The sequence below is a fragment of the Psychrobacter jeotgali genome (assembly GCF_904846315.1).
GTDB lineage: Bacteria > Pseudomonadota > Gammaproteobacteria > Pseudomonadales > Moraxellaceae > Psychrobacter > Psychrobacter jeotgali.
Genome location: NZ_CAJHAF010000001.1, coordinates 719432 through 739514, shown reverse-complemented (window position 1 = coordinate 739514; position 20083 = coordinate 719432). Strand labels below are relative to the sequence as shown.

The following is a 20083-nucleotide window of genomic DNA, read 5'->3' as shown; positions in this document are numbered from 1 at the left end:
GAATAAACATTAGCTCAAAGTGGTTTATAAAAGATGCAGTTTTGTAGATAATAAGCGCAGTTTAAATGATCTATTGTTTTTTGTAATAATAACCTGCTGTTTTGTGTTTTTTAACTTGGTAAATTTGGAATCAATTATGGTGTCATCACGCTCGTCCGCAAGCTTTTATCTTAGATCATCTGTTGTCAGTATCCTTGGGTTATGCGCCGTTCATACTGCGATAGCAGCAACCCCTGTCAATAATATTGATAGCTTTGAAGCAAATAGGCTACCACAAGTTCAGCTTGATGAGATAGTAGTAACCGCTACCCGTACACCGACTAAAACCAGCAACGTTATTGCTCAAACTCGCGTTATTGATAGTGAAGAGTTACAGCGTTATCAAGGTCAAACGGTGGTCGATGTGATTTCTCGTCAACCAGGATTTAGCCATTTTTCTAACGGCGGTATGGGAACTACTAGTAATTTCTATGTTCGTGGTTACGACAAAAGACAAGTTTTGGTGTTAGTTGACGGCATACGTTATAGCTCTATCGATGATGGCGGTGCAGCATTAAGTTTATTACCTGCTGATCAAGTGGAACGTATTGAAGTGTTATATGGCGCATCAGGCTCAAGTATTTATGGGGCAGATGCTATGGGCGGCGTTATTCAGATATTTACTAAAGGTGCTAACATTGAACAAAATAAATTTTCTGTAACCGTAGGAGCTGGCTCTCACGACCATTATGTATATGGCGCCACTGCACAGTTCAGAAACGATCAAGGTACAAGCTTGAGTCTATCGGCAAGCCGTAACGAAACCAAGGGTTTTAGCGCCGTTGCTCCCGATGGCTATGGTTATAATAAAGACGATGATGGCTTTAAGAGCAATAACTATAGTTTGAATCTCAACCAAAAGGTGAATGAAGCGGTCACGGTAGGTGTTAGTGGCTTATATGCTGACTCTACCACCGATATTGATTCAGCGGATCAGTATAACTGGGAGCCGCCCTATGAAAAGCTAGAAACAGCCTTACCTGACGCTTATGTTGATCAAAAAAACGGGGTTGCTAGCGCATATATCCAGTACCAAGATGCTGAAAAAACAGCTAAGCTAGCTTATGGATATAGTGTTGCCGACTCTTCTACCTATGAATATGAATCTAAGATAGGCAATCCAGATAAATATGATACCACGCAACAGCAGATCAACTTAACGGGTGATTATAAGTTACCGGTTGGTACTGCTATTTATGGCATTGAGCACCTAAAGCAAGAGTTAGACTCAAGTGTTTATGCAGCCGATGACCGTAAAGTTACGGGTGGTTATCTCGGGTATATCTTATCTAAAGACAATATAGATGCTCAAGCCAATGTTAGATATGATGATTATTCTGATTTTGACAATGAAACCACTTATAACTTAGGCGCCACTTATCGCCTCACTCCTGAGTTACGCGTCGGGGCAAACTATGCTAAAGGGTACCGCGCCCCTTCTTTTACTCAACTATTTGGCCCTACCAGTTGGGGAGGTAATCCAAATCTAAAACCTGAAACCAGTGATAACTACGAAGCCTTCATTGAATATGACACTTTACTGCAATCTACGCGCTTGACGGGATACAACAATAAAGTTGAAGACCTTATTGCTAGCGATGGTATTAATACCCCCGAATACCCTTATGGTAAAAACATCAATATTGATAAATCCAAGATTGAAGGAGTTACGCTAACCTCTGATTGGAATATCGATAACTATCTATTTGGTTTAAGTTATGACTATCAAAAAGCGAAAGATGATAGCGGCAAAGCGACTGATGGCAACTATTTACCCATTCGTCCCGAGCATAAAGGTTTAATTTATATGGGTTATAAGCTATCAGATATAGATATCCGTGCTGAATATCAGTATGTCGATGATTATTACTACAACACTACTAATACTACAAAAGTCGATAGCTATAATTTGGTGAATATCAGTGGCAACTACCAATTAACCCCAAATTTATCTATGTCAGCGCGTTTAAATAACGTGTTTAATGAGAAATACGTAACAGCCCCCGGTTATAACACCGACGGCACTAACTTTTTCACGTCTTTAACTTATAACTGGTATTAGATTTAATCTGAATATCAAACTTACCTACTCAGCCAAAAAGGTCATTGATTATCAATGACCTTTTTTATATGGTGGTATTTTAATAGGGTCTTGCTTTCACCAGTAGGTATTGAATATTCACACTAGCGCAATTTTATCATACCGTTAAATGACAATACGCAGGTGACAAATGCAGCTCTATATATTACAATAATGACCCTCCGAGAGGTGTTGCACCATCAGAAGTTATTTTTGTATTTAAGCGCTATTATCACGCTAATACCTTCTTATGTTAGGCTCGGTTAACTGTCAAATACTCACATTAGTGAACAGCGACAGTGCAAATAACGGCACCTGCGTTTTTATTCTTTTTATCTATTAACTGATAGGAGCATATTATGGACGCAGTGTCTACTAGCCAATCTGCCCATACGATCGACCCCTCTTTCACTGACTACAAAGTCGCCGATATTAGCCTTGCTGATTACGGTCGCCGTGAAATCACCCTTGCTGAAGCCGAAATGCCTGCCTTGATGGGCTTGCGTCGTCGTTACCAGGACCAGCAGCCCCTTAAAGGCGCTAAGATCGCTGGCTGTATCCACATGACCATTCAAACCGCTGTCCTTATCGAGACCTTAATTGCGCTCGGTGCTGAAGTGCGCTGGACCTCATGTAATATCTTTTCAACTCAAGATCATGCTGCGGCGGCTATTGCTGCGGCTGGCATTTCTGTCTATGCTTGGAAAGGCGAGACCGAAGAAGAGTACGAGTGGTGCCTACGTCAACAAGTGCATGTCGGCGGCGAAGAATCTGGCCAGCTGTGGGATGCCAACCTAATCCTAGATGATGGCGGCGACTTAACCGCGCTCATTCATGATGACTATCCGCAAATGCTCGATAACATCCATGGTATCTCTGAAGAGACCACCACTGGCGTGCATCGCTTAGTCGATATGCTCAAACAAGGTACCCTAAAAGTACCAGCTATCAACGTTAATGATGCGGTCACCAAATCTAAAAATGACAATAAATACGGTTGCCGTCATAGCTTAAATGACGCTATCAAACGTGCTACCGATATGTTCCTCGCTGGTCGCCGTGCGCTAGTCATCGGCTATGGTGATGTGGGTAAAGGCTCAGCGCAAAGCTTACGTCAAGAAGGTATGATTGTGCGGGTATCAGAAGTTGATCCCATCTGTGCGATGCAGGCGTGTATGGACGGCTATGAAGTGCTTTCCCCTTATATCGATGGTGACAATACTGGCGGTGCAGACAGCATCAATACCCGTTTGCTCCAAGATACTGACATGATAGTCACCACTACCGGTAACTATCACGTCTGTGACAAACACATGCTAGCGGCATTAAAACCGGGCGCTGTCGTTTGTAACATCGGTCACTTCGATACCGAGATTGACACTCAGTTTATGCGTGACAACTGGCGCTGGGTTGAGATTAAACCGCAAGTGCATCAAATCTTCCGCTCAGACGATGAGAACGATTACCTGATTCTACTCGCTGAAGGTCGCCTAGTAAACTTGGGCAATGCTACTGGTCACCCATCACGGGTAATGGACGGCTCATTTGCCAACCAAGTACTGGCCCAAATGTATTTGTTTGAAGAGAAGTTCGCTGAATTGCCTATTGATGATCGCTTTGATAACTTATACGTCAAAGTATTACCGAAAAAGCTGGATGAAGAAGTGGCTGCGGCTATGGTTGCAGGCTTCAACGGTACGCTCACCAAGCTTACCGAAGAGCAAGCCAACTATTTAGGCGTGCCTGTCGAAGGACCATTCAAGCCTGATGAATACAAATACTAATACCAAGGACTGCGACTATGAGTAAGCCGGCTTTCTCCTTTGAGTTCTTCCCTGCCAAAACTGAACAAGGCGGTGAGAAGCTACTCAATACCTTTGATGAGCTTAATAAATTGTCGCCAGCGTATTTTTCGGTCACTTATGGTGCCGGTGGCTCAACTCGTGAGCGTACCTTAGGTATCGTAAAAGCATTGATCGAGCGCAGCGATACTGAAGTGGCGCCTCATATGTCCTGTATTGGCGATGATAAAGATGAGATTGCTGAATTGCTTGAGCTTTATAAAAGCTTAGGCATCAAGCGTTTGGTCGCGCTACGGGGTGATCTACCCTCAGGTCAAGTGGGAATGGGCGAGCTGCCCTTTGCGCTTGATTTGGTGAAGTTCATTCGTGAGCACTCAGGTGATCATTTCCGTATCGAAGTCGCCGCTTATCCTGAAATGCATCCGCAAGCGCGTAGCTTTGAGTTTGATATCGACAACTTGGTTAATAAGTTCCAAGCTGGGGCAGATTCAGCGATTACTCAGTTTTTTTATAACGCCGATAGCTACCTTTATCTGCGTGACACACTGGAGTCCCGAGGTATCGATACAGGGGCTCAGCCCTTAGTCGCTGGTATTATGCCGATTACCAACTCTAGCAATCTGCTGCGTTTTGCCGATAGTTGCGGCGCTGATATTCCTCGTTATGTACGCAAACAACTGACGGACTTTGGCGATGATCGTAAAGCTATTCGCGAGTTCGGCTTTGACGTGGTTTATCGCTTATGTGATCGCTTAATCAGCGAGGGTGTGCCAGCCATGCATTTTTATAGCATGAATAAGGTTGAGCCTAATAAGAGCCTAGTAGAAGCTTTAGGTTTGGTTACTGAGTTGTCTTAGTAATTTAATGCATCGCTTATATAAAAACATCCTTTTGTTCTAATCTGTTGGCGTTCCTAGGAGCGCCATTTTTTATGGGTTTTATTTAGACTTTTCACTTAAAAATGATTTTGCTTTAATGACTTTGTTTTAATAAAGGTAGCGCAGTAAGGATGAGACTAGTAAACATAAGCTCATATTCTGTTATGATATTAACCAGAATTATTGAGTATAAAATAGGAATAATAAAAAGTGCGACGTTTTTTTTATGCGGTAGATAGCCAAGGTAACGGCAAGGATAACCTAAACAATAAGGCGATTGAACGCCCAAAGCTGAGTAGTTTGGCTATCGGTAGCAGCTTTGAGCTTACAGAAAGCATTGTGCATCACTGGTGCCGCGTCCTGCGTGCCAATATTGGTGAGCAAGGGATTTTGTTTGATGGTTTTGGCGGTGAATATCAAGTGCAGCTGAATGCCATTAGTAAAAAACAAGCCACCGTTACTTTATTAGCGCACCATGATGATGATCGTACCGCACCTATCATAAGCAAAATTGGGCTGGTTATGAGTCGTGGCGATCGAATGGACTATGCTATTCAAAAGGCCACTGAGCTTGGGGTAACCGCGATTCAGCTGTTAAGCAGTCATCATGGCGAAGTTAATCTAAAACCTACGCAAGTAGACAAAAAGCTCACTCATTGGCAGCAAGTCGCCATTGCCGCTTGTGAGCAGTGCGGCCTAAATAGACCGCCGCTCATTCTATCTCCTTTGCCTATCAGTATTTGGTTACAGCAGTTGTGCTCTGAAACTATAAACGATGCTATAAATAAGGCTTTGCCAGTTAGTCCTACCATTCAATCGCTCAGCGCTGATCCCTACTATCATATCTTAAATACTCAGGCAAACTTGCGTCTACAGCTGAGCGTTCCTGCCAGCGGCCAACCTACTATACCTGAGAGCCTATCAGCTGTTCTATCTCAAAGGCAGCCTTATATCGAGTTGTTAATCGGACCTGAAGGAGGGCTTAGTGATGAGGAGCGCCAACAAGCTGACGCCGCTGGTTTTGCAGCGTGGCAAATTGGGTCTCGGGTTCTACGAACAGAGACGGCCCCTGTTGTCGCTCTAGCAACCTTACACGCCCTTAGCTGAACTTATTTAAAACGTTAGCAGAATAAAAAAGGGCTTATTAATAATATAGAAGCATTACTTGCTATTAGTAGAAACAATATATATTATTTTTATTTAAATATTTTTAACATATAAATTTAAATTATATTCACTTTATTGCAAGTACTAGCTTGTTTCTCTCTTTGATACTTTTATAAATTATTTATGAGCTTGTGAGTGCGTACTATGACTATTTTCTCGCCACTTTCAGATTGCATTCAACACCAGTTATTCATTGAGCTCTATGAGCAGCTTGAAGAAGCAGTATTTATCTTAGATGCTCAGCTAAAATATATCGCAGTCAATCCTGCTTATGAAAAGATGGTTGGGTATGAAAACGACTTCCTAGTTGGTCGCCCCCTTAGTGTTTATGCTGCAGAGTTTTTATCAGAGCACGAACGTATGCTGCTAGAGGATGTCTCTAACAATCTAAACGATAAGGGGATTTATAAAAACAGCTTTACTATGACCAATCATTTTAGCAATACCCTTAATTGTCAGGTTACTTTGAAAAAAACTAATATCGAAAATAACATTTTTTATATTGGTACTATGCGCGATATATCCTCAGCTGCTAAAGACAAGCAACAAGTCCTTCATTTACTGAACTACAATCAGCTGACAGGCTTACCTAATCGTAAAGTATTTTTGAGTCAAAGTAATGATGTACTTCTGGACAGCTACCAAGAAGTGATCATTATTCGCCTAAATATCGATCGCTATCGCACCCTTATCAATAATTTTGGGCAAGATAAGGTCGATATTCTAATCACTAAGTTTGTCAACCGTCTTGACAGTCTTGAGCTTGAGAATCTGTTATGTTTTTCACATTTTGGTGGGGATGATTTTGGCTTATTATTTGAGTCTAAAGATGCCAACTTGGTTCGTCATCAGCTTGATAGCTTGATGCAAATGTGTGAACGCCCTTTTATTATAGACAGCAATAGTGTCTTTTTGCATATATCCGTTGGGGTAAGCTACTATCCCAAAAACGGTACTCAACTAAATAGCCTATTGAATAAAGCTGAAAAAGCATTGCACTATGTTAAACAGCAAGGCGGTGATGATATTTGCTGGTATAGTGATGAGCTAAACAATATCACGTTAGACAATATCCAGTTAGAATCTGAGCTGCGCCAAGCGATAGCAGCCAATCAGTTTGAACCTTATTATCAGCCTAAATTTTCATTAGAAAGTGGTAAAATCGTTGGTTTTGAAGCATTGGTGCGCTGGCGCCACCCTACTCGCGGCTTATTGACCTCTAAATCTTTTATCGACGCTATTGTAAAGTATAAGTTATCCTTTGAACTATTTTGTCAAATGGCTACTGAGGTCACCCAGCAACTCTCACATTGGCGAGCCCGAGGTTTTGATCAATCCATCAGTATCAATATTGATGCTGCTGAATTTAGTCATCCTGATTTTTTAGGCTTCGTTACTAGGCTGTTCGAGCGCTACCATATTGCTCCCGATCGGCTGCACATCGAAGTGACCGAGACTTCACTAATGTTACGCCATGACAGTGTTCAACAGCAATTAATAGCGCTTAAACAGCTAGGAGCGACTTTGGCACTTGATGACTTTGGCACCGGATATGCCTCCCTCAGTTACTTGCAAGAATTTCCTTTTGATTGTCTCAAAATTGATAAAAGCTTTATCACAGATATCACAAGCAACCCTACCCAGCAGACTATTGTCAAAGCTATTATAGATATGGCAGCGGCGCTTAATATGACTATTATTGTCGAAGGGATAGAAACTGAGTCACAACGTGACTTACTACTAAAAATGGGCTGTAAATACGGTCAAGGCTATTGGTTTAGTCGACCTGTTGCCGCTGATGTCGCTACTGCTATGTTGGCTTAATTCTTTTTTATCCATTAATAATTACCTCTTCTACCTCCAAACGTTTATACCTGCTTTGTATCCTCTTTAATCTCTGCTCTAAGTTTTAATCACAAAAACAGCAAGCTTACCTTAAGCTCTGCATCTCTATATTTATTTCATAATATTTTACTCATTAATGTTGCTGCTACTATTGATGCAAGGCAGGTTCATGACTTATCAGTATTATGACCAAACTTGTATAATCTCCAATGAACGCCTATCTTTCTAAGGCGAGTTTATAAAGACTATTATTACTCCTTCAATTTTTTAACCTTATTATTTTATCTGACCTGTAGTAGTGTCTATTATTATAGATAAAACTGATATGGACATAGTTACTACCTATACAGCGCTAGCACTGCCTTAGTTATGACTATGGTCATCGAAGGGCTGTTGGTCACCTACCAAAAAAGGACAAGAATCTATGCAATACAAAGCACCCTTACGCGATATCAAATTTGTTATGCATGAACTGCTCGATAGTGAAAATCATTATAAAAGTCTTCCCGCGTTTCAAGAAGCAGATCGTGAACTAATGGACAGTTTATTCGAGATGGCAGCGAGCTTTGCAGAAAACGAGCTGTCGCCACTCAATCAAAGTGGGGATGCTGAAGGTTGTCATTTTGACAATGGTAAAGTCACTACGCCTAAAGGCTTCAAAGAAGCTTATAAAGAATACTGCGAGCTTGGCTTCCCTGCTTTGTCTGCTGAAGAAGAGTTTGGCGGTCAAAATATGCCTTTTTCATTATCTACCGTTATTAATGAGATGGTCGGTACGGCAAACTGGTCATTTTCTATGTATCCAGGATTGTCACATGGTGCTATTCAAACCATCGAACATCATGGTACTGACGAGCAAAAGCAAACTTATTTAGAGAAAATGGTCACTGGCGAATGGTCTGGTACTATGTGTCTAACTGAAGCACATGCCGGTTCCGATTTGGGTATTATCCGTACCAAGGCTGAGCCTAATGATGATGGCACCTACAGTATCACTGGTCAAAAAATCTTTATCTCAGCAGGCGAGCATGATTTAGCCGATAACATTATTCATATCGTTTTAGCTCGCCTACCGGGCGCGCCTGCTGGAACTAAAGGCATTTCATTATTTATCGTCCCTAAAGTAATGGTCAATGAAGACAATAGCTTAGGCGAGAATAATAACGTTGTTTGTGGTTCTATTGAACACAAAATGGGTATTAAAGCGTCAGCCACTTGTGTGATGAACTTTGATGGTGCCACTGGCTATCTGATTGGCCCTGAAAACCGTGGCCTACAGTGCATGTTTACCTTTATGAACGTCGCTCGTATTGGTACAGCAGTTCAAGGCCTGACTGCGGCAGAGTATGCGTTCCAAGGTTCTTTAACTTATGCTAAAGATCGTTTAGCTATGCGTTCATTGTCAGGCGCCAAAGCTCCAGATAAAGTAGCGGATCCTATTATCGTTCATCCTGCAGTCCGTAACATGCTATTGACCGAAAAGGCTTTTGCAGAAGGTGGTCGTGCACTGGTGTACTACCTTTCACACTTTGCTGATACTGTCGCCAAAGGTGAAGGTGATGAGTTAAAATTCGCCGATCAAATGCTGTCATTATTAACGCCAATTGCCAAAGCATTCTTAACCGAAACCGGTCTTGAAGCGGCCAACCACGGTGTGCAAGTTTACGGTGGTCATGGCTTTATCAGCGAATGGGGTATGGAGCAAAATGTTCGTGATACTCGCATCGCTTGCCTATATGAAGGCACTACTGAGATTCAAGCCCTTGATTTATTAGGCCGTAAAGTACTAGGCTCTCAAGGTAAACTGCTCGCTAACTTTGTAAAAATCATTCAAACGTTCTGCGCAGAGCACAAAGACAACGACGAGATGGGACAATTTATTCGTCCATTAGCGAAGCATGTAAAAGAATGGGGTGATTTGACCTCACGCATCGGCATGCAAGCGACCGAGAATCCAGAAGCTGTCGGCGGCGCTGCAGTCGATTATATGTACTTCAGTGGTTATGTCACTCTAGCCTACTTATGGGCACGTATGGCACTGGTTGCCCAAACAGCAATCTCCGAAAGCACTAGCGAGCAAGCATTCTATGATGCCAAAATCAAGACCGCTCAGTTCTACTTTGCCAAATTACTGCCACGTACCACTACTCACGTACAGCGCATCAGCACCGGTGTTGAGCCGTACATGAGTATGGATGTAGATCAATTTGCTTTTTAATTACTAGCATAAATCAAGCGTTACCCTGATTTTATTATCGGCGACATACTTAGGTGTGTCGCCGATTTTTTTGGTATGGTCTGACCGATTTTCGATGCTACGGCTAGTTAATATTTGACATTAAGGTGCAGATTTATAGAGTTTCCAATAGGATAATTTAAAAATTTCAGTGTGGAATTTAAATAATTTATTATTAATAACTCAAAATATACTCCACATGGATTCTAATTGGAGTATAATTAATCAATTAAGCTGTTTTAAGTAAGGAGCCCATAATGGCTAACAACAATATAACGCCTATTCGCACCAGAGCAGGCGACACCGAAAAGGTCACTATTAATTTAGGCTATGTCGATCTTGGACAAGTTGATTTGATGGTGCAAGAAGGTTTTTATTCTAATCGTACTGACTTTATTCGCACGGCCATACGCAATCAGCTCTCCACTCATGCAGATGTAGTAAGTCAAACCGTCGCTCGTAAAACCTTAGAATTAGGACTACGTCATTATAGCCGCGCTGATCTTGAAGCGGTGCAAGAGCGCAATGAAAAACTGCATATTCAAGTATTAGGTCTAGCGACCATCGCCGCCGACGTCACTCCAGAGCTGGTAGAGGCTACTATTGCCAGCATTACGGTGTTAGGCGTGCTGCAAGCAAGTCCTGAGATTAAAGCGGTATTGATTGACAAAATGGGTTAAACATTTGCACTTACTACTCTATTTAAACCTCATACCAAGCGATTATTTATAAATAAATAGCTAAACAAACAATTAAACAATGGAAAACGACCCATGGATTTTTCAAAATTTAGCAAAACCCCGCCGCATCTCAAAGAAGCGATGGAGCTGATGAAGGCAGGCCGACTAAAAGAAGCTACTACCTTGATTCAAAGCAACTTGAATGGAGTCGCAGCAGACAATAATACCGATACCAATACTGATGCTAATACAAACACGATGAAAGACGTCACGCCTGATAAGCCAAAGCTAGAAGACAGTGCGGCCAAAACAGCTAAATCTACCAATAAAGAGAAGCCAGTAAGCACAGATAAACCCTCTAGCGAACCATTTAATAAGCTATCTGATACGTTGCAAGATATTGCCGATAAAATGAAGGATTTTAAGCTGGATTTGCCCGCAGCAATGGATCTCAGCGCTCTGGGTAGCGGCGCTACTACACATAGCGAACCTGATATTCCTGCTAATGCACAGTTCCTTAAAGGCACGCTTAAATCTGCGCAAGGCAATCATAGCTATCGACTATATATTCCAGCAAGTTATGAGCAAGCGCTACAAAAAGATTTATCATTACCTTTAATAGTTATGCTACATGGTTGTACGCAGTCGCCAGAAGATTTTGCTACAGGTACACGCATGAACGAGCTGGCAGAAGAAAACCAATGCCTGATCGTTTATCCTTCTCAGCCCACTTCTGCCAATCCGAATCGCTGTTGGAATTGGTTTCAACCTAGCGACCAACATCAAGGCCAAGGCGAGCCTGCATGGCTGGCAGCCTTGACCAGATCTATTATTAAAGACTACGCAGTGGACTCATCACGGGTATATGTTGCCGGGCTATCGGCGGGCGCTGCTATGGCGATTATCATGGCAGAGGCTTATCCTGATCTTTATGCGGCGGTTGGCGTGCATTCAGGCTTGGCTTATCGTAGTGCTACTGACCTGCCGTCGGCAATGATGGCAATGCGTAAAGGCAGCTCTGCTAGTTCAAGTCCTACGAAAAATGGTAAGTTTGTACCGACGATTATACTTCATGGTGATCAAGATCATACCGTCAGTATCCGCAATGGTGAGCAAATCTTTGAGCAAGCAAAACAGCGTCTACAAGCGCAAAAGTCTGATTTGAACACTCAGCAGCATCAGTGCGGTTCCAAACAAAATCGTCGTAGTACGCAGCTAGAAATTCGTGATAATAAAGGCAATAGTCAGTTGAAGTATTGGAAGATTCATGGTGCTGGACATAGTTGGTCAGGTGGCAGTAGCGCCGGATCTTATACTGATCCAAACGGCCCCGATGCTTCGAAGGAGATGCTGCGGTTTTTCTTAAGTCATTAATTTATAATATCAGGTTTATAACACCAAATTACGTTAAAGTTGTGCTATACCTAAACTATTTTAAGCAATACAAGAGCAATCACCAACTTTTATTGCACGCACTATTCACGAAGAGATACACAAGCTTGAACCCTAATTTGCTAAACTTTAGCTACTAGATGCTCATACATCAACAAGAAAAACAAAGATTTTTATTTTTCTAAACTTTTTTTTATTCCAATCAAAGGACCAACTATGGCTGTCTACAATGCTCCCCTTAATGATATGCGTTTTATTTTAACGGATGTCTTTAAAGCCCATGAATTCTGGCAAAATAACGATAATTTATCCCATGTTGACATGGAAACTGTCGATATGATTCTAGAAGAGATGGCCAAGCTATCCAAAAATGTTCTATTGCCTATTAATCGCAGTGGCGATGAAGAAGGCGCCACCTTTGAAGGCGACGGCGTAGTAACGACCCCTACCGGCTTCAAAGAAGCTTACCAGCAGTATGCAGAGTCAGGCTGGGTGGGCTTGAGCGGTAATTCTGAGTATGGCGGTCAAGGCTTCCCTAAAATGGTTACCATGCTGACTGAGGAGATGGTCTTTACCGCGAACCAATCATTTGCCCTCTACCCTAACCTTACTGTTGGCGCTACCCTTTGTCTAAATGCTGCCGCCAGTGAAGAGCAAAAACAGACTTATTTAGAAAAAATGTATAATGGGGAATGGTCGGGCACTATGTGTCTAACTGAACCGCATGCAGGTACGGATCTAGGTATTATCAAAACCAAAGCCGTCCCTAATGATGATGGAAGCTATCAGATCTCCGGTACCAAGATTTTTATCACTGGCGGCGAGCACGACTTAACTGAAAATATCATTCATTTAGTATTGGCAAAAACACCTAATGCTCCTGAGGGCTCAAAGGGTATTTCTTTATTCGTAGTACCTAAATTCTTAGTCAATGAAGACGGTAGTTTGGGTGAGCGCAACACCTTAGCCGTTGGTTCTATTGAACATAAAATGGGTATCAAAGCTTCAGCCACTTGTGTGATGAACTTTGATGACGCTAAAGGCTGGATGGTTGGTGCAGAGAACACCGGTCTTGCCTCCATGTTCATTATGATGAACTATGAGCGTGTCACCATGGGTCTGCAAGGCCTAGGCGGTACTGAGCTGGCTTATCAAAATGCAGCGCTTTATGCCAATGATCGTGCTCAAGGCCGTAGTGATACTCAGCTGCAAAGCCCTGAGAAGCCTGCGGATGCTATTATTCATCACGCTGATGTACGCCGTATGCTATTGAACGCTAAAACCAATAGCGAGGCTTCACGCTGCTTTGCAATGTATGTGGCCAAAAACCTTGATGAAGAAAAGTTTAGTACCGACCCTGAAGCGGCAAAAGCGGCCGCAGCTCGTGTAGCTCTACTAACTCCTGTTGCCAAAGCATTTTTGACTGATAAAGCGCTTGAAGCCACTATTGATTGTCAACAAGTCTTTGGTGGTCACGGTTATGTACGCGAATGGGGTATGGAGCAAATCGTTCGTGATACGCGCATTGCGCAAATTTATGAAGGTACTAACGGTATTCAAGCGCTTGACTTATTAGGCCGTAAAGTTGCTCGTAATAATGGTAAATATATCACCCATTTCTTAGCTGAAATTCGTGACTTTGTCGGCGCTATGCAAGCAGATCATAGTATCAAACAGGCGACTTTAGACGCTGCTGATAAAATCGAAGCGCTCACTGAAACGGTACTAACTAACATCGGTGTGCGTAAGAGCGAAATTAATGGCTGTGCTGTCGATTATATGCATGCCTTTGGTTATTTATGCTACTCCTATATGTTTGCATTGATGGTCGAAGCAGCTAATGGTAAGCAAGGCGAGTTTTATACCAATAAAGCCAAGCTTGCAGATTACTTCGTAGGCCGAGTACTACCACGTATCGACGCTCATGTGCAGATGGTACAGGCAGGTAGTGGCCCAATGATGGACTTTGATCTTGATTACTTTGATGTACCAGCCAGCTAACTATATAGTTGCTGATTGGCAAAATCTTTAAAAAGTAATAAAAAGGACAGATAATATCTGTCCTTTTTTTGTCTCAAAGAGCCTATTAAAAATAACTGCTAACAAAATAATCAACTATCATCCCCAAGTTCCGACTAAAATAACTCAAGTATTGTTTTTGAGCAGTCATAAACAATAATAACTAGATCAGCGCTATCACTCAGATGAAGGCTACACTGTGCCAGATATAAAACATATTTTACAGCAGATTACTGCGCTCAGCGACATACCAGATCCTTCGGTACTCAAGCGCTTGATCGATGAATTACGGGTAACTGAAAAGGCACCTGTACTGGCTAATGAGAAAGTACAAGCGCTCATTGATACCTTACATCAACATCCTGAGTATGCCGACGGCTTAACCAGCTTTGTGCTCAAACTTATTATTCAATATCGTCAGATTGCGCTATATACTGATACCGGCATCATGTCAGACGAGAGCTTTTTTAGTAGCTTACGCCGTTTGATTGGTCATCGCTTCTTACCATTGCTGCCACAAGATGATTCCGTAGTTGACTTGGTTGGCTATTTATTTGACCATGCTTCCGATGAACGTTGGCTTGCCAATATTGAAAAAGACAAGTGGAATAAACTTGTCGAACTGCTCAAAGTTGAGGACAATCACTTACATCTAGTAGCTACTGCCAAGAACAGTATTTTAAATGCCATCATCATCTTATCTTATCGTATTAGCGGCATCGGACTACACCCTGATCTGATGGAGTCCTATCCGCAAATACTCAACTATTCAGCCTCCTTTGTGGCGCAAAACCAAGAAGCGGTCTTGTTCGTTAATCAATACCGGCAAGCGCACGAGCTTGACACCTTAACAGATGTCACGCCTGATCATGAGGTTGATGCAGCACCGCTACTGGTTATGCTTGAGCAATGTGAAGATATTGTAGCTACGGTACGCAAACGCATTTACAAAACTGGTATCTCTATTCGTCTGACTAACATGATGCTGCGCCTGGATCAAAGTCTACAACGTATGCGCATTTTGACTGAGCTGGTGACAGATGATGATCATAAGCGTGACTGCGCTATTATTGAGCTGGTGCAGACCCTCATAACGACAGCCCAGCGCCGCTATAGTATTGGTTATCTCATTGATAACAATACCAAACTATTATCACGTAAGGTTACCGATAACGCCAGCCGGGTTGGCGAGCACTATATCAGTACTGATGAAGCCGGTTATCGCAAAATGTTCAAAAAAGCCTCTATCGGCGGCTTGGTTATTGCTTTTATGGCCACTATTAAAATACTGGCTTATCACTTAGCGCTAGCACCGATGGGTAAAGCCTTTATAAACAGTATGATCTACGGATTAGGCTTTGTCTTTATTCATATCATTCATGGTACTGTCGCAACCAAGCAGCCTGCTATGACTGCCGCCGCTATTGCCTCAACAATATCGGATGGCTCAGGCAAAAAGTCCCATCAACTGACTAAGCTTTCAGAATTGGTCGTTGATATTTTGCGTACCCAATTTATTGCGATTATGGGTAACGTTATGGTCGCTATCCCAGTAGCCCTTATGATCTCGTTCGCATGGCTGCAGTATAACGGCGTACCTATGGTTGATGATACTAAGGCTGCAAGCTTACTACATGATCTTGACCCTTTTCGCTCACTTGCTCTACCCCACGCTGCTATCGCTGGCGTCTATTTGTTTTTGGCGGGTTTGATTGCGGGTTATTATGATAATTTGGCAGTCTATAATCGTATTGGCGCACGCATTCATCGTCATTGGCTACTCCAGCGCTTATTACCAAAATCATGGCTACAACGTTTAGGTGTCTTTGTAGAGGCTAACCTTGGGGCAATAATGGGTAATTTTTTATTCGGGGTATTCTTGGGTAGTACCGCTACTATCGGCTACTTATTTGGCTTGCCAATTGATATTCGCCATATTGCCTTTGCTTCAGCCAACTTAGCACATGGATTATTCAATTTATCAACATCAGAGCTGAGCTGGAGTCTTATTTTAGTATCGATACTTGGTGTGGCACTCATTGGTATAGTCAACTTGATGGTAAGCTTCTCGCTCGCACTGTTTGTCGCACTACGCTCAAAAGAGGTACGCTTCTTTGAATGGGGACGCCTGACTAGGCTGATCTTTGGCCATGCTATCAGCCACCCTTCTGACTTTTTTTGGCCACGGCAAAAACCTATGAAGTATGCTCGTATTGACAGTCGAGGGCATATGATTTTTGACGATAGCTCGATTCATCAAGGAGCGGCACCGCTACCGAATAACTATGTAGTACGGCGGTTGTCCGATGTCAAAATATCACCTGAGTCCATCCAAGCTCATGCTAAGAGTGAAAAGGCCAATCTTGACATCCATTATGACAATCAGCCCAAAAGTAGTGAAACCAGCTTCGATGCTAGTGGCGTTAACTATGAAGGACGAGCCACCCATACAAGCGTCCCCAAAAGAGTTATAGATCTAGATGATGGTTTAAACGATGAGGAGCTTAATAGCCAGCCTTATAGCGATAATATTCAGTACGATAAAACCAGTAAAACGCCAGCTACTAGCAGCGACAATATCTCTGATAGTACAGCTGGCAACAAAGAAGCTGACAGTAAAACTACTGGAGAGGCAAAAAACCCTTTACCCAAACCTAAGAAGCCGCCTAAGCTTCCTAATTAAGGCTGTCTGATTATGATAGAAACAAAGGGCTTTATGATAACTTAACTTGCGCACGCTTACGGCTTAGGACAATGTGCGCTTGAAGTGATGACTTTGCCATCGCCTAATCGATAGGCTAATAAATAATTGCCCCAAACACAGCCGCCATCGAGCGCACGAGCATGCGGCAAATCAACCTTACCCTTCAGTGCCGCCCAATGGCCAAATAGTATCTTGCGCTCACGTGGCATTTGCCATTCAAACCAAGGCAAGAAGTCAGCGGGCATTTTGCTATCTAGACTGGCAGTAAAGCTAAATTCTAATGTACCATCTTGCTTGCATAACCGCATCCGAGTAAAGTAATTGGTTATCGCCCGCATCTTGGTGAAACCGTTAATACCAGTATGCCACTCGTCAGCGGTTTTGCTATATAAATGCGGCAGCAATCGATCCAGCTGCTTTAAGCTGCCCTTCAGCTGCGCCTCTAATTGCCTAGCATACTGCTCAGCTTCTGCAATACGCCAATGCGGCGGAATGCCGGCATGTACCAGTACCGTATGTTGATCAGGATAAGTTAATAACGGCTGATGACGTAGCCATTGCAGCAGCTCATCGCAATCATCGGCGGCAAAGATCGGCGCAGTCTGATCCTTTTTCTTAATCTCAGTAGCCCCGCGCCAGACTGCTAACAAGTTCAAATCATGATTACCAAGTACGGTGGCGGCCGCCCCTTGTTCACACAGCGCCTTTACCTCTCGTAAAGTGTTTAGCGAATCCTCACCACGTGCGACTAAGTCCCCAGCAAACCAGAGCTTATCTTGAGCAGGATCAAAATCTAGGGTTTTAAGCAATTGCTGAAAGGCAGCATAGCAACCTTGCAGGTCGCCGATAACATATTGGTGACGAAAACTCATAAATCCTCAATAATTAGTATCAATAAAAGATTAGTTCTTATTACTAGCTGTCCAGCCTAGCTTTAGCTTGATTACTAAGCGCTACAAAGTCGCTGACGCTTAAGGTTTCTGGGCGGGCTTGTGGATCAATGCCACAAGCTGCAAAGTCATCTTCACTCAAGGTTGGCAGTAGCGTAGATTTTTTGAAGATTGCACGCAGAGTTTTGCGGCGATGATTAAAAGTTTCGCGCACCACAATGGCAAAATACGGCTCATCTTCTGCAACTACCGGCTTGGTTTTATGCGGCGACAGTCTAAATACCGCACTGGTAACTTTAGGTGCTGGATTGAAAGCTTCTTTAGGTACGGTCAATAAATAGTCGGTATCACAATGATACTGCATGATGACCGATAGACGCCCATAAGTCTTGCTACCCACTTCAGCAGTAATACGCTCGACCACCTCTTTTTGTAGCATAAAGTGCATATCTTTAATAACATCAGCGTAATTGAGCAAATGAAACAATATCGGCGTCGAGATGTTATAAGGCAAATTACCAACTACACGCAGTTTACCGCGCTCGGGGCTGTATAGCTCTCGATAATCGACATCCATCGCACTGGCTTTAATGATAGTGAAGTTAGGATGGCTATTAGCGCCAATACGGATGCGTAAGCTATCTGCCAAATCACGATCGAGCTCCACCACGGTCATAGCATCCACTTCTGCCAGTAGCGGCTCGGTTAGCGCCCCCATACCAGGACCAATCTCAATCAAATTATCATCGCGATCAAGATGAATACTATCGACAATTTGACGAATAACACTCTCGTCATGCAAAAAGTTTTGACCAAAGCGTTTACGAGGTTGGTGTTTAGTACGTCGCAGATTGGCACTAAGCGTCTGAGTATCAAACGAGTTTTTAGACATAAATGATTCTTCAATAGGATAATAAAAATAAATGCCGCTCGTTCAGCGGCAGCAGTATATTTTTGATGGAACAATTATATCATAGCTTACAGAGCAGATAATATGCGCTTCAAGATGGAGCAGTTACCTTGTTTGCCATCTCATTAGCCATTAGTAATGCTTGGTATAAGCTTGTAGTGCTAGCGCCGCCGCGGCCTGCTAAGTCCAGCGCCGTGCCGTGATCGACAGAGGTTCGAATATAAGGCAAACCTAAAGTTAAGTTCACCGTATCACCAAAGCCGTGCGATTTTAGAACCGGCAACCCTTGATCGTGATACATGGCAATCACCGCATCACAAGTACTCAGATGCCGAGTAGTAAATAGCGTATCAGCAGGCATGGCCTCCGATATATCGACCCCTTTGGCGATAAACTCTTGTAATACCGGGTTGATAATCTCTCGCTCCTCTAAGCCTAAATGTCCACCCTCGCCGGCATGCGGATTGAGTCCACAAACCAAAATGCGCGGCTGTTCTAGACCAAACTTGGCGCGCATATCATCAAGGACAATTTGTACGGTTTGACGTACATTTTCACGGGTAATAGCAGCGGGTACGTCTTTAAGGGCTAAATGGGTGGTCACCAAAGCAACTTTCATTTTTTGATTGGCAAGCATCATGACCACTTTATCGCAGCCACTTTGCTGCATAAAAAACTCCGTATGCCCGCTAAACATGGTGCCATCTAACAATTTGATATCAGCATCAATCAGGGCCGATTTTTGTAGGGGTCCGGTGACGATAGCAGCCACGGTGTTATTTGCCGCTAAGTTATGAGCAATCTGTAATTGTTCAGCTACCATTGGTGCATTATTAATATCGATTTGACCCGCTACTACTGGAGCGCCGCAGCTTGTATTGAGCACCATAAAAGCTTGATCTTCCATAGGCGCTAAAGAAGATAGCGTTTCTAGCATCTCCATACCTTGTTGCTCCATACCTTGTTGCTCAGGGTTTTTTTGTTCAGGGTTTTCTTGTACAGCGTCTTGTTGCAAATCAATAGTTTGCCAGCTTGGACAGCTAGTGAGTATACCAGCCGCTATCAAATCATCTGCCCGTGCTTGCATCGCTTTTGCATCAGCGGTTATCCAAATAGGACGCTCAAAGTCTTGGAGCTTACCGGCTTCTGCTAACAGCAATACCACGTCCATTCCAATACCTACTGGTTCGCCGGTAGTTATGAGCAGGGGTTTGTTTTGCATTTTGAATTCATCCTTATTATTTTAAGTATCTGATTACATTAAACTTATTATTTATATTGTTATTTTTAGGACCTTATTCAACTTAACGCTGGTTTTTAGAGAAATACTAAGGGATGCAGAGATAGTTAACGATAACAGCCGAAAAAAGGTCATAATGTGTTAAACTTTCGCTTTTAATTGTAGCATCAATTGGCTAGCGATTAAGGGACGACTTACTAC

13 protein-coding genes are annotated in these 20083 nt (G+C 42.8%); 10 read left to right on the top strand and 3 right to left on the bottom strand.

Annotation, left to right across the window (positions count from 1 at the left end):
- The first annotated feature begins 136 nt into the window (after positions 1–136).
- The 10 genes from JMX18_RS03020 to JMX18_RS02975 all read left to right on the top strand — a co-directional run bounded on the left by JMX18_RS03020 (position 137) and on the right by JMX18_RS02975 (position 16821).
- Entirely contained in the window at positions 137–2101 is a 1965-nt protein-coding gene (locus tag JMX18_RS03020; RefSeq protein ID WP_201583798.1) for a TonB-dependent receptor plug domain-containing protein, read from the top strand.
- Between the two features lie 377 nt (positions 2102–2478).
- Entirely contained in the window at positions 2479–3903 is a 1425-nt protein-coding gene (ahcY, locus tag JMX18_RS03015; protein WP_201583795.1) for an adenosylhomocysteinase, read from the top strand.
- Between the two features lie 17 nt (positions 3904–3920).
- Positions 3921–4778, top strand: a complete 858-nt coding sequence (metF, locus tag JMX18_RS03010; protein WP_201583792.1) for a methylenetetrahydrofolate reductase [NAD(P)H] — start codon at positions 3921–3923, stop codon at positions 4776–4778.
- Between the two features lie 231 nt (positions 4779–5009).
- On the top strand, positions 5010–5906 hold the full coding sequence (locus JMX18_RS03005; RefSeq protein ID WP_201583789.1) for a 16S rRNA (uracil(1498)-N(3))-methyltransferase: 897 nt from the start codon (positions 5010–5012) through the stop codon (positions 5904–5906).
- A 204-nt stretch (positions 5907–6110) separates the two neighbouring features.
- A complete protein-coding gene (locus tag JMX18_RS03000; protein WP_201583784.1) occupies positions 6111–7790 on the top strand; it encodes a sensor domain-containing protein in 1680 nt (559 codons plus the stop codon).
- Positions 7791–8235: 445 nt separating this feature from the next.
- Positions 8236–10029: an acyl-CoA dehydrogenase C-terminal domain-containing protein gene (locus tag JMX18_RS02995; RefSeq protein WP_201583782.1), complete on the top strand. Its 1794-nt coding sequence runs from the start codon at positions 8236–8238 to the stop codon at positions 10027–10029.
- Positions 10030–10304: 275 nt separating this feature from the next.
- Positions 10305–10727 carry a CopG family transcriptional regulator gene (locus JMX18_RS02990; protein ID WP_201583779.1) on the top strand — a complete coding sequence of 141 codons (423 nt, stop codon included), beginning with the start codon at positions 10305–10307 and terminating at the stop codon, positions 10725–10727.
- A 93-nt stretch (positions 10728–10820) separates the two neighbouring features.
- Positions 10821–12101, top strand: coding sequence for an extracellular catalytic domain type 1 short-chain-length polyhydroxyalkanoate depolymerase (locus JMX18_RS02985; RefSeq protein WP_201583776.1), 1281 nt, complete (start codon positions 10821–10823; stop codon positions 12099–12101).
- A gap of 234 nt (positions 12102–12335) precedes the next feature.
- Positions 12336–14120, top strand: a complete 1785-nt coding sequence (locus JMX18_RS02980; protein ID WP_201583773.1) for an acyl-CoA dehydrogenase C-terminal domain-containing protein — start codon at positions 12336–12338, stop codon at positions 14118–14120.
- A 217-nt stretch (positions 14121–14337) separates the two neighbouring features.
- Positions 14338–16821, top strand: a complete 2484-nt coding sequence (locus JMX18_RS02975; protein ID WP_201583770.1) for a site-specific recombinase — start codon at positions 14338–14340, stop codon at positions 16819–16821.
- A 56-nt stretch (positions 16822–16877) separates the two neighbouring features.
- Here the strand turns inward: JMX18_RS02975 and JMX18_RS02970 are convergent, their stop codons facing one another.
- The 3 genes from JMX18_RS02970 to pdxA all read right to left on the bottom strand — a co-directional run bounded on the left by JMX18_RS02970 (position 16878) and on the right by pdxA (position 19864).
- Positions 16878–17714 carry a symmetrical bis(5'-nucleosyl)-tetraphosphatase gene (locus JMX18_RS02970; protein ID WP_201583769.1) on the bottom strand — a complete coding sequence of 279 codons (837 nt, stop codon included), beginning with the start codon at positions 17712–17714 and terminating at the stop codon, positions 16878–16880.
- A gap of 43 nt (positions 17715–17757) precedes the next feature.
- Positions 17758–18624 carry a 16S rRNA (adenine(1518)-N(6)/adenine(1519)-N(6))-dimethyltransferase RsmA gene (gene rsmA, locus JMX18_RS02965; protein WP_201583766.1) on the bottom strand — a complete coding sequence of 289 codons (867 nt, stop codon included), beginning with the start codon at positions 18622–18624 and terminating at the stop codon, positions 17758–17760.
- A 109-nt stretch (positions 18625–18733) separates the two neighbouring features.
- Positions 18734–19864 carry a 4-hydroxythreonine-4-phosphate dehydrogenase PdxA gene (gene pdxA, locus JMX18_RS02960; protein WP_201583763.1) on the bottom strand — a complete coding sequence of 377 codons (1131 nt, stop codon included), beginning with the start codon at positions 19862–19864 and terminating at the stop codon, positions 18734–18736.
- Between the last annotated feature and the right edge of the window lie 219 nt (positions 19865–20083).